At 64.7% G+C, this 16,326-nt stretch carries 9 protein-coding genes; 1 reads left to right on the top strand and 8 read right to left on the bottom strand.

Going from position 1 to position 16,326, the window contains the following annotated elements; genetic code table 11:
• Genes B5X73_RS00315 through pilV form a run of 4 tightly spaced genes read right to left on the bottom strand, consistent with a single transcriptional unit; the run spans position 1 to position 6,357 of the window.
• Positions 1-3,945: a pilus assembly protein gene (locus B5X73_RS00315; protein WP_079519849.1), complete on the bottom strand. Its 3,945-nt coding sequence runs from the start codon at positions 3,943-3,945 to the stop codon at positions 1-3.
• Positions 3,946-3,956: 11 nt separating this feature from the next.
• Complete coding sequence (locus B5X73_RS00310; RefSeq protein WP_079519847.1) at positions 3,957-4,544, bottom strand: pilus assembly PilX family protein; 588 nt, start codon at positions 4,542-4,544, stop codon at positions 3,957-3,959.
• Complete coding sequence (locus B5X73_RS00305; RefSeq protein WP_079519845.1) at positions 4,541-5,869, bottom strand: PilW family protein; 1,329 nt, start codon at positions 5,867-5,869, stop codon at positions 4,541-4,543. The genes B5X73_RS00310 and B5X73_RS00305 overlap by 4 nt, the downstream gene beginning before the upstream one ends.
• Positions 5,866-6,357 (bottom strand): type IV pilus modification protein PilV, encoded by a 492-nt coding sequence (pilV, locus tag B5X73_RS00300; RefSeq protein WP_176167666.1) that lies wholly within the window; start codon positions 6,355-6,357, stop codon positions 5,866-5,868. The genes B5X73_RS00305 and pilV overlap by 4 nt, the downstream gene beginning before the upstream one ends.
• A gap of 465 nt (positions 6,358-6,822) precedes the next feature.
• On the opposite strand from pilV, the gene B5X73_RS00295 reads away from it, so the two are divergent.
• Positions 6,823-7,158 (top strand): hypothetical protein, encoded by a 336-nt coding sequence (locus tag B5X73_RS00295; RefSeq protein ID WP_139382602.1) that lies wholly within the window; start codon positions 6,823-6,825, stop codon positions 7,156-7,158.
• A gap of 21 nt (positions 7,159-7,179) precedes the next feature.
• On the opposite strand, the gene B5X73_RS00290 is transcribed toward B5X73_RS00295, so the two are convergent.
• Genes B5X73_RS00290 through B5X73_RS00275 form a run of 4 tightly spaced genes read right to left on the bottom strand, consistent with a single transcriptional unit; the run spans position 7,180 to position 16,176 of the window.
• Positions 7,180-8,577: an efflux transporter outer membrane subunit gene (locus B5X73_RS00290; protein WP_079519840.1), complete on the bottom strand. Its 1,398-nt coding sequence runs from the start codon at positions 8,575-8,577 to the stop codon at positions 7,180-7,182.
• Positions 8,574-11,846 (bottom strand): efflux RND transporter permease subunit, encoded by a 3,273-nt coding sequence (locus B5X73_RS00285; protein WP_079519838.1) that lies wholly within the window; start codon positions 11,844-11,846, stop codon positions 8,574-8,576. The genes B5X73_RS00290 and B5X73_RS00285 overlap by 4 nt, the downstream gene beginning before the upstream one ends.
• Positions 11,843-14,956 (bottom strand): efflux RND transporter permease subunit, encoded by a 3,114-nt coding sequence (locus B5X73_RS00280; RefSeq protein ID WP_079519836.1) that lies wholly within the window; start codon positions 14,954-14,956, stop codon positions 11,843-11,845. The genes B5X73_RS00285 and B5X73_RS00280 overlap by 4 nt, the downstream gene beginning before the upstream one ends.
• A complete protein-coding gene (locus B5X73_RS00275; RefSeq protein ID WP_079519834.1) occupies positions 14,953-16,176 on the bottom strand; it encodes an MdtA/MuxA family multidrug efflux RND transporter periplasmic adaptor subunit in 1,224 nt (407 codons plus the stop codon). The genes B5X73_RS00280 and B5X73_RS00275 overlap by 4 nt, the downstream gene beginning before the upstream one ends.
• Between the last annotated feature and the right edge of the window lie 150 nt (positions 16,177-16,326).

The raw sequence follows: 16,326 nt of genomic DNA, 5'->3' as shown, positions 1-16,326 counted from the left end.
TCAGTTCTCGCTGTTCAGGACGCGCCAGGCACGTCGGCGGGCCGTAGGGATGCTGGTTCCGAACGTGCTGCCAGCGGAGGTCAGCTGGCCGGCCGCGTAGGCGGTGCCGCCGGAAAGGCTGGCCGCCGTATAGAGCGAGCCCGAACTGGCCGCACCCGTGACGTGCGCGCCGGCAAGGGAGTAGCCGGTCCCGAACGACACCGCGCTGCCGATCGAGACACCGATGGCGGCGGCGCCGGTCGTCCCGTCAAGGGCGATGACCGAGCCGGAGCTCGAGGTCGTGCAGGGGTCGTTGGCGGTCGGGATCAACGTGCTGAACGTCACAGTGTTGTTCGAGGAGTCGAGCGCGGGCGTCACGACCACGCGTTCACCCGACGGGTTGTTCAGCGGCAGGTACCAGCCCGCATTGGTGGATGCGACGGCTTTGCTGGTGACACCTATCGCCCCGGTCGCGCTGTCCACGGTCATGGTCTGCTGGATCAGCGTGCCCCCGGCGACCGTGGTCGGCGTGGTCACCGCCTTGCCCGGATCGCGGATTCCGTAGAAGGCCTGAGTGGTGGTGTCGGAGGTATCCGCCGTGCTGAGGAAACGACCGGTCCCGAAGATCACCATGAAATACGCGGAGGTCGGGTCGGCGAGGAGTCGCGGGGAGGTCGTGATCGACTGCGCATTGGCGGTGTCCGGCTGGAACAGGAGGCTCACACCTTGCGACTGGGTGGTCGAGGCCAGCGAGGCGGCGGACAGGTCGATCCGCCACACGTTGCCATCCAGATCGCCGGCGAAAGCCACGTCGGCCACCTGATCGCCGTCGTAGTCACCGACGGCCGGCGTGGTGAGGCCATGACTGGCTACCGCGCCGGTGCCGGTCGGCGTACGGATTTCCTTGAGCAGCGTTCCGGTCTGCGCATCGAGCACGAAGAGCGAACTGTAGGTATTGGATGCGGCACTGATCGTGCTGCCATCGGGGAAGTAACCGCCGGGGACGAGCACCACCCAGCGCCCGATCGAATTGTCGGTGTTGGTGTATGCCACGCGGGCGATGACCGGCGTGCCGAAGGTGTAACCGAGATTGGCCGGCGTGCCCGCTGTGGAGACGCTGCTGCTGTTGAATTCCCAGAGCACCTTTTTCGCGACCGCGGCGCTGGAACTCATCGTCGCCGCCGACGGATCGGTGATGTCGATACCGAACACGCCGCGTCCACCCATGCGCAGCGAGCCGACCAGCAACGTATGCCATCCTGCGGACGAGTTGTTCTGCGCGTTATCGCCGTTGAAGAAAACGTCGCCGGTGACCGGGCTTCCGTCGACCGTCGGCGTGAAGGCGAATTTATTCAGTCGTGACTGCGCCGGCAGGTTGGCGTAGACGCTGGCCGGTACGTAGCCCCAGATCTCCCGTCCGGGCGATGCACCGCTCACCGACGCGAGGCGGGCGTCGAAGGCGTGCAGCATGCCGTCGTTGGCGCCCACGTAAACGGTGGACGGCCGATTCGCCCAGGTCGCCAGAAAACGGGAGTAGCTGTTGGCGGAACCGTTCTTCAGCGCCACCGCCTCGGGCGAACCGCTGGGGAACGTATCGCTGTAGCCACCCGTGGGCGCGCCGACGAAGGCCGGCTGCGAACCGAACACCGCACCGAGCAGCGAGGTACGGGTGCGCAGGGAGGTGCCTTCCAGCGTGCGCACGCCACTGAGCCAGTCGACGCGCGATGCGCCCAGCCCATCGGTGGTCGCCGTCGAGCCGCTGCCATCGGACGAGTTGATGGCGGCCTGCTCGGCCGTGCTGAGGTTGGCGTAAGCAAAGGCGACGCCGGTCCCCGTGCCCGGTCCGGTACCTGTGGTGAGGATGCGCGGGTCGCTGGCGGCGCGCTGGGTCAGCATCGTGCCGGCCGACCAGAGCGTGGTGCCGATGGAGCCATCGGTGCCCACGGCCTTGGCCAGCAGTGATCCGCTCCAGTCCGTGGTGTCGTAACCCGCGTAGTAGGCGACGGCATTGGTCGTCAGCACATTGGTGCTGAGGCTCAGCGTCAGGGCGGTGGAACTGCTTGCGATCACGGAGGACAGGATCGTGCTCAGGCTGTTCACCAGCGATGTGGGATCCGCCGCGCTGAAGTAGCCACCCCGGCTGTTGAGCGCGGCATGCCAGGTGTCGTCGATGTTGGTCGCGCCACCCGACGTATTGGGCGTCGGCCATTTCTTGCCGTTGCTCCCCGTGCGGAGCGCCGCGTAGTCATCGGGGTAGGTGAGGCTGCCGGAGATACCCATCGTCACCATGTACTGCGACATGTGCTGCCACGTGGCGGGATCGTTCGACGGGTTGAAATACACCTCGGGGGTGGCGCCCGGGGACGCGGTATTCACCGTGGCGGTGCTGCCGGTGATGCCTGTCGTCAGGTCGGGGTAGTAAGCCGGAACGTTGTCCTTGAGGTCGCTGCGCAGGTCATTGGCCCAATAGGCAAACGCGATGTCCGCGAGCGAGGGATTGGTCGTGCCGGTCTGATTCCAGAAGATTCTCGACGTACCGTCGCTGATCGAATAGGACGTGCCGTCGGGAAGTGTCACCGCCTTGTTGTCGTTCGGGCTGACCGTCGACGGATTGTCGCCGTTCCAGTAGCCGTCGGTGACCAGCATGTTGAAGTTCTTGCGGCAGGACAGCTCGCCGGGCGTGCTGGTGCTGCCGTTCCAGTACGGGTCCTGCGACGTCGGCGAGGTCTTCAGTGTACGTTTGAAGAACTCGCCGGCGGCCACCGTCGCGACGCGCGTCGGCGTGCCGCCGCTGGCGGGAGCGCCATACAGCCAGTTCATGAACTGGCTCCGCCAGCAGCTGTCGCTGGTGCTGGTCGCCGTACATCCCGTCGTGGCATTCGCCAGTTCGAGAATCTTGCTCGTGGACGCCAGTGGGCCGTACGAGGGGCCGCCATAGGAACCCGTGGTGTTGTAGCTGCCGCTGGCCGACTGGCTTTGCAGCGTCTGCCAGGCGACGCGTACCGCGCCGTCGCCGATGCTGCCGAAGACGCGGCCCACGGCGGCACGGGCGTTGAGATTGCGCGTGCGATAGAAGCTGTACCAGTTGGCGAAGTTCTGCTGGGTCGCCGCCGATTCGTTGGCGACCAGATGGTACGTACAGGTGCTGTCGCTGGTCGCCGAGGTGCAGACGTAATAGAAACCACCCTGGTCGTATGTGGTGGACGTCTTCGTCGTCGTGGTGGCGACGCTGCAACTGGTCGTCGTCGTCTTGTTGTTGCCTCTTCCCGAGGTCGTTGCCGTGCACGTATAGGTTGAGCTGCTGCCGTCGCTGCCCGTGTATGTGTGGGTGCCGGTGGTTCCGTTGGCGCTGCCGCAACCGGTGTTCGTGCAGGTCGAATTGGCGGTCGACGTCGTCGTCGTCGTGGTCGCGCCACGCACGGACGTCGGGATATCCATCTGGCTGCACGAGCCGTTGTCGTACCAGGTGGTCAATTCGTTGGCGTCCCTGGCGCAGGGCGAGTTGCCCGCCAGCGTATTGGCCAGGAACCCGGCGTAGAAGGCCGTGCTCAGATCGACGACGTTCGGCGCGATATATTTGCCACTCGAGGGCGCCCAGCACTTCTTCGTCAGTGTGTTGGCGCAGTAGCCGTCACGCCACGCCGCCGTGAACGTGGGCGTTCCCAGCGGGGCACCCGTCGCGTCCGGCGGTACGACGTAGGTCACCGTGGGATCGAAATAGATCGGATTGCCCTTCGCCGAGTAGTACACCTTCGTGGCGTAACTCGCGTCCATCGCGTCGGGGATGGAGGTCGAATTCATCGAGCCCGAGTCGTCGAAGGTCACGACGATATTGGGCGCCACCTTCGAGGTGACGCCGGGCGGCGTCGTGCTCAGTGTCACCGTCGTGGCCGCGGCCGGCATGGCGACGAGAAGGCATGCAAGCGCGCTGAGAGCCATGCGCCGGATGAAGGAGGGCAGGGACATGATCGAATCCTTCAGCTCAGCGTGCAGGCGACGAGGTTGGGTGTGACGAAAATACTTTCGACGACACGGATCGTGTTCGGGCTGCCACCGGTGGCACGCGCCGTGATCCGGTACAGGTAAAACCTGGCGGTCGCGGTTCCGCTGGAGCCCGCTTCCTTCGCCGCACTGGTGGCGTTGTTGGGCGAGAGGTCCTGACCGAGGTATTCGACGATGTACCAGGGATTCCGGGCCATGACAGCCGTCGACAACGCCGCGTCGGATGACGCGGTCGTGTAATCGATGCTGACGCCCGCTCCCTTGTATTCGGTCGCGCCGTCGGTAAGCCAGATCGAGGACTGGCGGAAGGCCGAGACCTTCGGACTGATCGTCGCGGGGTTGCTGGAGTTGTAGCAGGCGATCCCGCCTGCGCCACTGAACAGGTTCCATTCGACACCGCGTAAAGCGTTTTCCGCGGACCACTCGGCCTGTTGCGCGTTGCGCAGCGCGCCCGCCATGCGCTCCTGAAGGAGCGAGCGTCCGGACGTGCTGATGGCGACGATCGTCAGCAACAGGAGGAAGATCATGGCCAGGACCAGTACCGCACCGCGTTGCCGCTTCATGGGTTGTAGTTCCTGACCGCGACGAGCGCCGAGAATTCACGTCGAAGCATGTGATTGTCGAAACCCTGCTGGCTGGGCATCACGGCGCGGGCGCTGTTGTCCGGCGCCGCGAGTCCGGTGACCGCACTGTCGCCGTAGTACTGGTACTGGAGGTCGGTGGAGGAGAGCCCGTACTGGGCGACCTGGCCGTCCATCAGTATGTGCACCTCGATGTCCTGGACCGAACGCCACAGGCAGCCGGGATCCGTGCCGGTGAGCGTGACCGTCGACGACGCGCACGACGTGGCGCTGTCGATCTGGGCGGCCGTCTGATAGCTGGTGTTTCCCGAGGCGTCCATGACGCCATACAGGAAATCGAGACGTTCGACGCCGCGCACGACCTCCGCGCTGACACCGTTCACCCGCTTCATCAGCGCGCCCGTCGTATGCCCGTTATTGTCGTCGACAACCTGCAGGTAGTAGCTGACCGTGACGAAGTCACGGTTGAAATCGAAGAGCCTGGGCATCACGCCCGAGGGCTGTGTCACGGATGCGTAGTTACTGGCAGCTGGTGTGAAAGTCGCGCCGGAGGCCGTTACCGCGAAGATCTGAGACGCGTTGCAATCGGACAGCATGGCCAGATCGCCCGCCGTGTAATCGGACAGCGGCGGCTCGCCGGTCTGCGGCGCGATGGTGAAACTGGTGACGGTCCTGCCGCTGAGGTTCATCGTGCTGTGGTTGCCGTCGAGCGCCCACCCGCGTGAGCCGTCGAGGTAGCGCAGCGTAATTACGCTGCTTCCCAGCACCCGCTTGCCGACCTCCGTGCCCTGAGCGGGGAGAGGCGAGGTGTCGCCCGAGGTCGACGGGTCTCCCGGCGTACACGTGCTCACCGTGCAGTCGTAGCCGCGCAGGGAAAGGAACGGAGGCATTGCGAAGGCGGCGGTCGGCGAGGCGGGGTAGGTATTGCTGCCGCTGGTCGACGCCCACGTGGTCGTGTCGTCATGCAGTGCGGATTGCAGGGTGGCGCCGGACACCAGCACCTGAGGTGCCCGGAGGTAGCGGTCGAGGGACATCACGCCGTTCGACAGGGTGGATGACTGCCCGCCCATGTTGTTGCAGTACTGGGCGTTGGTCATGCGCAGGTCCGTCGTCAGGGCGGTCATCGCGAAACGACCTTCTTCCTGCAGTTTCGCGAGCTGGGTCTGCACCAGGCTGCTCTGCGACGTAACGAGGAAGACATTGACGATACCGACCGCGACCAGCAGCCCGAGCGCGAGCGCGACCATCAGTTCGATAAGGGAGAGCCCTCGCGACGTGTGCGCGCGCAGGGGCGAGATCGCGGTCATGGCTGAAAATTCCACACGTAAGTCCGTGTACCGGCGTCCTGATGGGAGCTGTCGCCGGCCGCGCGCTCAGTCCAGTTGATACGCATCACACAGTTGCCCGCATAGGGTGGGCGGACCAGCAGCTGCGTGGCATTCGCCGTCGCGCCGTTCGTACACGCGATGGATGCCGTGGCGTTGGGAAGGAAGGTGGTGAGCTGCGTGCTCCACATCGACTGGTCGCGCAGCGCGATTTTAGCCGGCGGACATGCGCTGGCCTTATTGCATGTCTGTGTGACCGAGAGGGGATAGGACGCGGAGTTGTAGCTTCCGGACCAGACGCCAAGCGGATTCGCACGCATGCGATCGGCCATGCTCATCGCGAGAAATTCGGCCTGAGTGCGCTGGTAACCGACCTGATTAGACCGGAACGATGTGATCAGAAGGCTCGATAGTCCGATGAGTCCGACACTGAAAACCAGCACCGCCATCAGCACCTCGATCAAAGACACGCCCCTGACATGTCCTGGCGAAGCCATACTTCCCCTTGCATTTAAATCGAAATAAATCGGGGAAATGCTAGCTTCGCAATGATGGAGTGGCAACGAGGTGTGACCTTTTGCCGCCACTGCATACGCGTAGTCCGCATTCCGTGATGGTGCGATGCGCGCAATCTAGTGAATGAGACCATGCATGAAACAGCTAAAAACACGGTGCGAATATGCAAATGCTATAGCGCGTTTTTTTGCGTCCGCGAGATGATTCGATATCCGCGAGATTTCCGTCACCGCGTGTTCGATCCGTCGCGCTCTCACGAAAAATCTCATCAGCATCGTGAAATGCCACGACAGGTTGCGATTTCCTGCCGGAAGGGCGGCTTCCTGCGGCAACGACCTGGATTTCACCGCGGCTGCACCGGTGCGGGCAAAAGATCGAACCCGGACAACACCTCGGCCTTGGTGCCGAAGGAGGGGCTCGTGCGTATATTCCTGTGGATGGGCATCGCCGCGGTCGTGCCGGTCGTGGGCTGGGCACAGTCGTCATTCACCGAGGCCCGCGAGCACCGCGCGACGGACGATGTCGCCATCGGCGCCTGCGGCGATGCCGTGAATCGCGAGGTGCGGTCGCGCAACGCCATGGCCAGTCAGGTCGAGGTCGACGAGGCGCACGCATCGCCCGCTACGGAAAGCAGGACCGACATCGCAGGCGGAGGGCATCTTCGCGACGGATCGGGCGGCACGCGTAAGTTTACGTTTCGCTGCTCATACGATATTCGTGCGGGCAATACCTCGAACGTATCGGTGTGGCTCTGACCCGCGGGACATTCTTCGACCTCAGGGCGCCCTGGCCATGTCCGCCGTCGACCAGCCACCACCGAGGGCGCGGATCAGGCTCGCCGTCGCCACAAGGCGCTGCTCGGTGATCTGAAGGCTGCTCTGTTCGGCTGAGAGCGCGGTGGCCTGGGCCGTCACGACCGTGGTGTAGTCGACGGTGCCCGCCTGGTATTCATTGGTCGCGATCGTTTCGGCCTGCCGTGCGAGGCGCAGTGCCTCATCCTGCGCGACCGACTGCTGCGCGAGCACGCGCAGGTTGGACAACTCGTCCTCGACGTCCTGAAAGGCGGCGAGCACGGTGTGCCGGTAACTGGCGACACTCTGGTCGTAGGCCGCGCGCGCGGCTTCGACCGTGGATCTGCGCTGGCCACCGTCGAAGAGGGTCTCCGTCGCCGTTCCTGCCAGCGACCAGAGCTCATTCGGGGCGGACAGGAGCTTGCCCAGACCCGAGTATCCGGCTTCCGCCGACAGGTCGATGGTCGGGTAATACGCCGCCTGCGCGACACCGACCTGGGCGCTCTGCTGCTGCATCCTGCGCTCCGCTTCCGCGATATCCGGCCGGCGCTCGAGCAGTGCGGAAGGCAGCACACCGGCGACCTCGGGTAGAGGCGTGTCCAGCGTGGCCGCCGGAATGGTCAGCTCGGCCGGCGCTTTGCCGACCAGCAGCGCGATCGCATGTTCGTACTGGTCACGCAGGCGCTCCGCGCCGACGAGTGACGCGCGGGCCGTGGCGAGAGTGGTCTGTGCGGTGATCACATCCGAACGTGCCACGGTGCCCGCGTCGTACTGGTTCTGCGCGATGCGCTGGCTGCGCTCATAGGCATTCACCGTGCGCTGGTAGAGCACGATGAGCGAGTCCTGATAGCGCAGTTCGAAATAATCGGTGACCAGCTCCGCCTGCGCGGAGAGGGTGAGATCGGCCAGTTCAGCCGCGCTTGCCTGCGCGGAGGCCGTGTCGCTCTCGATCTGCCGACGGGCCTTACCCCACAGATCGGGCTCCCACGTGCCCGATGCGGTCGCCGCGCGGGTGGTGCTGTTGCTGCGCGCACTGTGCTGGCGGCTGGCGGTCGGCGCGAGATCCACCGTGGGCGACAAGCCGGCGCGCGCTTCGCCCACGACGGCCACGGCCTCGCGATACGCGGCTTCGTAGGCTTTCAGGTTCTGATTGTCGATGGCGACACGGGACACGAGCCGATCGAGCAAGGGATCGCCATAGACGCTCCACCAGGGACCGCGCTGCGCCGCGTCCTTCGGTTGCGCCGCCTGCCATCCGGCCGGCGCCTCCCTGAACGCGGTCGGCGCCGGTGCCGACGGGCGTTCGTAATTCGGCCCGACGGCGCAGGCGCCGAGGGCGGTGCTGATCGCTGCAACGAGGAAGATGGGGGTCAGTCGGTTCATGGACGGGTATCCGGCAGGGCCGCGCCGGGGAACGCCCGGTGCCAGAAGCCCAGCGAGCGATGGCGGAAGCGGTCGAGGTAGAGGTAGACGACGGGCGTCGTGTACAGCGTGAGCAGCTGGCTGACGACGAGGCCGCCGATGATCGAGATGCCGAGCGGGCGGCGCAGCTCCGCGCCCATGCCGTGATCGAGCACGAGAGGTAAGGCACCGAGCAGGGCGGCGCAGGTCGTCATCAGGATGGGACGGAAGCGCAGCAGACAGGCACGCTCGATCGCCTGGAGCGGTTCGAGGCCTTCGTTGCGTTCGGCTTCAAGGGCGAAGTCGACCATCATGATCGCGTTCTTCTTGACGATGCCGATGAGCAGGAACACACCGATCAGCGCGATGACACTGAATTCGGTACCGGTCAGCAAGAGGGCCAGTACGGCACCGGCACCGGCGGACGGCAACGTCGACAGGATCGTCAGCGGATGGACGTAGCTCTCGTAGAGGATGCCCAGAACCGCATAGACGGCAAGCAGCGCGGCACCGATCAGCAGCGGCATCGTGGCGATGATCGACTGCGACTTGCCTGCCGTGCCGCCGAACGACCCACGCACCGACACAGGCATGCGAATGGCCTGCGTGGCCTGCTCGATGGCCCTGGTCGCATCCGCCAGTCCATAGCCCGGCGCCAGGTTGAACGAAAGCGTGGTCGCGACGGCCTGGCCCTGGTGGCTCACCTGCACAGGCGTATTGCCGGTGGCCAGCGTGGCGAACGAGGAGAGCGGAATCATGGTGCCGGCCGTCGTGCTGACCGCGGAGCCGCTGGAGGCGCTTCCGCCGCTCGTCGCGATCGAGTTGGTCGCGGCGTTGGTCGCCGCGGAGGACGTGGACGTTGCGGATGTACTCGCCGCACTGGTGGTGTTCGACGTGGCATTGGTCGACGACGTGCCGCTGGCGGCTTCGCCCGACGTGCCGACGTAGATGCCCTTGATCGTCTCGGGATCCTGCAGGTACCGCGGCGCGAGTTCCATGACGACGTGGTACTGGTTCTGAGCCTTGTAGATCGTCGACACCGTACGCTCGCCGTAAGCGTCGTAAAGCGTCGCGTCGATGATGTCGGGTGTCAGGCCGAGCCGCGCGATGGTCGGGCGGTCCAGCACGACCCGGGTCTCGAGGCCGCCGGTCTGCTGGTCGGAGTTCACATCGGCGAGCATCTTGTTGGACTTCAGTGCGTCGAGCAGCTTGTTCGACCAGACACTCAGCAGCGCACTGTCATCGGACTGCAGCGTGTACTGGAACTGCGCGAAGCTCTGTCGGCCACCGGCGGACAGGTCCTGCATCGGGAACATCATCAGCCGGGCACCGGGAATGTTCGCCAGCTTCGGGCGCAGCCGGGCGATGACCTGTGCCGCCGATGCCGTCCGCTCCTCGAGCGGCTTCAGCGCGACAATGACGTTGGCCGTGCTGGTACCGCGGCCGCCGGTGAACCCGACCACCGTCTGCACGGCCGGATCCGCCTGCACGATGGCCTGCGCTTCGGTGAGCTTGGTGCGCATCGACTGGAACGACGTACTTTCGTCGGCGTTGATGCCGCCTATCATCAGTCCGGTGTCCTGCTGAGGGAACAGGGTTTTCGGAATGATCGTGAAAAGCACGACGGTGGCGCCGATGGTCAGAAAGAAGGTAAGTATTACCGCCAGCGGGTGCCTCAGCGCGATGCCGAGCGTTCGCGCATAAAGGTCGTGAACCGCCTGAATGCGTCGTTCGATGAAGCGACTGACGCGGCCCGGCCGCTTCGGCGTCGTTTCGTCCTTCAGCAACAGCGCGCACATCATCGGAGTGGTCGACAAGGCCAGCACGAGCGATATACCGATGGCGACGGACAGCACCAGCGCGAACTCACGGAACAGCCGTCCCACGATATCGCCCAGCAGCACGATAGGCAGGAAAACCGCGATCAGCGATACGCTCATCGACAGCACGGTAAAGCCGACCTCTCTGGCACCGGTCAGGGCCGCCTCGACGCGAGGCATACCCGCCTCGCGGTGCCGCGTGATGTTTTCCAGGACGACGATGGCATCGTCGACCACGAAACCCGTGGCGATCGTCAGGGCCATCAGCGACAGATTGTCCAGCGTGAATCCGCAAAGACGCATGATCGCGAACGTCCCGAGGATCGACACGGGCACCGCCACGGCGGGAATCAACGTGGCTCGCCACTCGCGCAGGAAGACCAGCACGACCAGGACTACCAGGACCACGGCGACGACAAGCGTTTCTTCAGTATGCGACAGCGAGGCGCGGATGGTGCTGCTGCGATCCGCGGCGATCGTCATATGCGTGCCGGCGGGGAGGGCGGCCTCCAGCTGCGGCAGCACCTTGCGGATACCGTCCACCGTGTTGACGATATTGCCGCCGGGCTGTTTGAAGATAAACAGCATGATGCCCTGCTTGCCATTGACCATGCCGACGTTGCGCAGGCTTTCCACCGAATCGTCGATCTCGGCGATGTCCTTGAGGTAGACAGGTCGCTGGTTGCGCCAGGCGACGATCAGATCGCGATAGTCGCTGGCCTCGGAGACCTGGTCGTTGGCGTAGAGCTGGTAACGGAGATTGCCCTCGTTGACCACGCCCTTGGCGCTGTCGGCATTGGCGGCGGACAACGCGGCACGCACGTCTTCCAGACCGATGCCGTACTTGAACACCTTGCCGGGATTGATTTCCACGCGTACGGCCGGCAATGAACCGCCGTTGAGGTCGACATTGCCGACGCCCTGCACCTGGAGCAGACGCTGCTCGAGAATGTTCGAGGCCTGATCGTAAAGTTGGCCGGTAGTCAGCTTGTCCGAGGTCATCGACAGAATCATGATCGGCGCATCCGCCGGATTGGACTTCCGGTAGGTCGGGTTGGCCTTGAGACTGGCGGGCAGATCCGCGCGGGCCCCATTGATCGCCGCCTCCACGTCGCGTGCCGCGCCTTCGATATCGCGGTCCAGACCGAACTGCAGCGTGATGTTCGACGAGCCCAGGCTGCTCTGCGACGTCATCTCCGTCACGTCCGCGATCTGGCCCAGCCGACGTTCCAACGGTGCCGCCACGGTCGACGCCATGGTGTCCGAACTGGCTCCGGCCATCTGCGCCTGCACGCGGATGGTCGGGAAGTCGACGTTGGGCAGCGGTGCCACCGGCAGCAGACGGAAAGCCAGGACACCGGCCACGGCGATGGCCGCGGTCAGCAGGATGGTCGCGACCGGGCGCCGGATGAAGATCGCGCTGAGGTTCACGATTGGCTTGCCTCGTGACCGGGCAGGCCGGCGCGATGGTGACGGAACCGCTGCGCGGCAAGGTCCAGCACCAGATACACCGCCGGTGTGGTGAACAGCGTCAGCAGCTGGCTGACCAGCAGGCCCCCGATCATCGCCACGCCGAGCGGATGGCGCAGCTCGGAACCGCTGCCATGGCCCAGAGCGAGTGGCACGGCCGAGATGAGCGCGGCCATCGTCGTCATCAGGATCGGGCGCAGGCGCAGCAGGCAGGCTTTGTGAATGGCCTCGCGTGGGCTGAGGCCTTCCTCGCGTTCGGCGGCCAGTGCGAAGTCGATCATCATGATCGCGTTCTTCTTCACGATACCGATCAGCAGGACGATACCGATGATGCCGATGATATCGAGCCCGGACCCGCTGATCTCCATGGCCAGCAGCGCTCCGATACCCGCCGACGGCAGCGTCGACAAAATGGTGAGCGGATGGATGAAGCTCTCGTACAACACGCCCAGCACCACGTACATGACCAGGACCGCGGCCAGCACCAGATACAGTTCGTTGGACAGCGACGACTGAAACGCATCGGTCGCGCCCTGGAAGTTCACACCGAAGCTCCCGGGCAGGCCGACGGTCTTACGCGCCTGATTCACGGCGTCGACCGCCGCGCCCAGCGACGCGCCGGGCGCCAGGTTGAACGATACGGTGGTGGCAGGGAACTGTGCGAGGTGGCCGATCTGGTTCGGCTTATGTGTCACCACGACTTTTGCGATCGAGCTCAGCGGGACCTGGCCCGTCGTGGCGGTGGCCGAAGACAGATAGATGGAATCGAGCGTCTTCAGGCCGCGCCCGAGCGTCGGATCCATTTCGAGGATCACCCGCATCTGACTCGACTGGGTGAACACGGTGCTGACGATGCGCTGGCCGAAGTTGTCGTAGAGGGCGTTGTCGATGGTCGCCAGCGTGATGCCGAAACGCGCGGCGGTGGCGCGGTCGACCACGACCGTGGCCGCGAGGGCGTTGTCCTGCAAGTCGCTCGTCACGTCCGCCAGTTCGGAGGACTTGCGCAGCTCGGCGAGCAGCTTCGGCGTCCAGGTGGACAGTTCGTCCAGCGACGGGTTGTCCAGGATGAACTGGTACTGGGTGGCGCTGACCTCGGTATCGACGGTCAGATCCTGTACCGGCTGCATGTAGAGCGTGATGCCGGCGATTTTCGCGGCGTCCTTCTGGATGCGGCGGATGATTTCGTCGATGGAATCGTCGCGCTGATCCTTGGGCAGGACGTTGATCTGGAAACGGCCCGAACTCAGTGTCGTGTTGGTACCGTCCACGCCGATGAACGAGGACAGGCTGACGACGTCGCGATCCTTCAGCAGCACCTCGGCCAGCGCCAGCTGACGCTTGCGCATATCGTCATAGGAGATCGACTGGGATGCCTGCGTAATGCCCTGGATCACCGAGGTGTCCTGGCTCGGGAAGAAGCCCTTGGGGACCACGATGTAGAGCAGGACCGTCAGCACGACCGAGCCTGCGGCCACGCCGAGCGTGATCCACTTGTGGTCGAGCGCCATGGTGAGAATGCGGTCATAGCCGCGGATCACGCGATCGAACCATCCCGGTCGCTTTCCGGCGTCGAGCTGTTTCGGCTCGGCCGGATGCTGACGAAGCAGCCGCGCACACATCATGGGCACCAGCGTCAGCGACACCACGGCGGACAGGACGATCGTCACCGCCAGGGTCACGGCGAACTCGTAGAACAGTCGGCCGATGACATCGCTCATGAAGAACAGCGGAATCAGTACCGCCAGCAGCGACACGGTCAGCGAGATGATCGTGAAGCCGATCTCTTCCGAGCCCTTCAGCGCGGCATCCAGCGGACGCATGCCTTGTTCGATGTAGCGGCTGATGTTCTCGATCACCACGATCGCGTCATCCACGACGAATCCAGTGGCGATGGTCAGCGCCATCAGCGAAAGGTTATCGAGGCTGAAGCCCCACAGGTACATGGCGCCGAAGGTGCCTACCAGGGACAGCGGCACGGACAGGCTCGGGATGATGGTGGCGCGGACATTGCGCAGGAACAGGAAGATGACCATGACGACGAGCGCCACCGCCAGCGCCAGCTCGAACTCCACGTCCTGGACCGACGCGCGAATGGTGGTCGTGCGGTCCGTCAGGACGGCCACATGGACGGACGAGGGCAGTCCGGCGGTCCACTGGGCGAGCGACGACTTGATGTTGTCCACCACCTGGATCACGTTCGCGCCGGACTGGCGCTGAACGTTGAGAATGATGGCGGGCGTCGTATTCATCCACGCCCCGAGTTCCGCATTCTCCGAGCCGGCCACGACCGTGGCAACGTCCTTCAGCTTGACCGGGCGGCCGTTCTTGTACGCGATGATCGTCTCGAGGTAGTCGGCCGGATCCTGGATCTGGTCGTTGGCATCGATCGTGTACGCGCGTCTGGGGCCGTCGATGCTGCCTTTGGGCGTGTTGACGTTGATGTTGTCCAGCGTGGTGCGCAGATCGTCGATATTGAGACCGTAAGCGGACATGGCGCGGATGTTCGCCTGCACGCGGATCGCCGGCTTGTTGCCGCCACTCAGCGTCACCAGGCCCACGCCGGGAAGCTGGGAGATCTTCTGGGCGATACGCGTATCCGCCAGCGTCTGCACCTGGGTCAGGGGCAGGGTGGGTGAGGTGATCGCCAGTGTCATGATCGGCGCGTCGGCGGGATTCACCTTCGCATACACCGGCGGTGCGGGCAGGTCGCTGGGCAGCAAACTGTTGGCCGCGTTGATCGACGCCTGCACTTCCTGCTCGGCGACGTCCAGGGTCACGGCCATGTCGAACTGCAGCGTGATCACCGACGCACCCGCCGACGAGCGCGACGACATCTGCTTCAGGCCCGACATCGTGCCCAGTTGCTGCTCGAGCGGCGCGGTGACCGCCGAGGTCATGACGTCCGGACTGGCACCGGGATAGAACGTCTGTACCTGGATCGTCGCGTATTCGACGGCCGGCAGGGCCGAGAGCGGCAACGAGCGCCATGCGACGAGGCCGACGATGAGCAGGGCGGCCATCAGCAGCGTGGTCGCTACCGGCCGCAGGATGAAGATGCGCGACGGATTCATGGGGCGGCCGTGGCGGCTGCCTTACCGGAGACCGACGCCTTCTTCTCGTCCGGCACGACGACCCTGGCACCGTCACTGAGGTGATCCGCACCGTCCACGACCACGACGTCGCCCACGTTCAGTCCGGAGGTCACGGCGACGTTGCCGTCGGCGGAAGGACCGGTCGTGATCTTGCGCAGCGATACCGTGCGGTCGCTCTTGAGCACGTAGACATAGGTGCCCGGTGTACCGGTCTGCACGGCCGTCGTCGGCACCGTCACGGCATCGCGCAGAGTGTCGACCAGCAGCGACGCGTTGACGAATTCGTTGGGAAACAGACGCCCGTCGGGATTGGCGAACAAGGCACGCAGCTTCACCGTGCCGGTGCTCGTATCGACCGCGTTGTCGATCGTATCCAGGGTGCCATCGGCCAGCTTCGTGCTGAACGTACGGTCCCAGACGGACACCGGCCGCGGCTTACCGTCGGCCGACGGCTTCAGCACGGCGGCCAGCGAATCTTCCGGCAGCGTGAACACGACCGAGATCGGATCCATCTGGGTCACCACCACGACGCCATCGGTGTCCGACGAGGTCACGTAGTTGCCGACGTCCACCTGGCGAAAGCCGGTCCTGCCGTCGATCGGCGAGGTGATGCGCGCATAGGTCAGGTTGAGCTTCTGCGTGTCGACCTGAGCCTGATCCGTCCGCACCGTGCCTTCGTACTCGTGCACCGAAGCGATGGCGGTGTCCACCGTCTGCTTCGATGTCGAGTCCTGTTTCATCAGCTGCTGGTAGCGCCGCAGATCGAGGCGCGCGTTTTCCAGCGTGGCCTGATCCTTCTGCAGCTGGCCCTGATACTGCGCCAGGGCGATCTGGTAAGGACGCGGGTCCACCTGCGCGAGTACGTCGCCCGCCTTCACCGTCTGGCCTTCGCGAAAGGCGATGGAGGTGAGGTAGCCGCTGGTCTGCGCCTTCACGGTGGCGGTAGCCAGCGATGTGACCGTGGCGATGGACTCCAGCGTGACCGGGATGTCGGCCCTGGTGGCTGTCGCCACGCCGACCGAGGTCGCCGTCTGCTGAGCGCCCGGACCTCCCTGATGACCGCTACCACCCGTACCCGACACCACCCGCCACGCGATGAACGCGGCGATCAGGAGGACGACCGCGACGACGGATACCCAAAGGCCGACGCGACGGCGTGACGGGGTGGAGGAGGATTGCGGTTCGGTACGCGGGTGCATGGCGGGCCATCAGGGAGATTCGGATGGTCGACACGGTGACACCGGACCCTTGTCGCGACAATGCATCTTGTTGATATCAAAACACATTTACACAGTGTGTCAGTATTTAAACAAACACCGCATTCGCTGGTTATCCGCCTCGGGGATGCC

This window comes from Luteibacter sp. 22Crub2.1 (genome assembly GCF_900167995.1).
GTDB classification, from domain to species: Bacteria; Pseudomonadota; Gammaproteobacteria; order Xanthomonadales; family Rhodanobacteraceae; genus Luteibacter; species Luteibacter mycovicinus.
The sequence above is the reverse complement of the archived record's forward strand: the minus strand, read 5'-3'. Positions and strand labels throughout refer to the sequence as shown.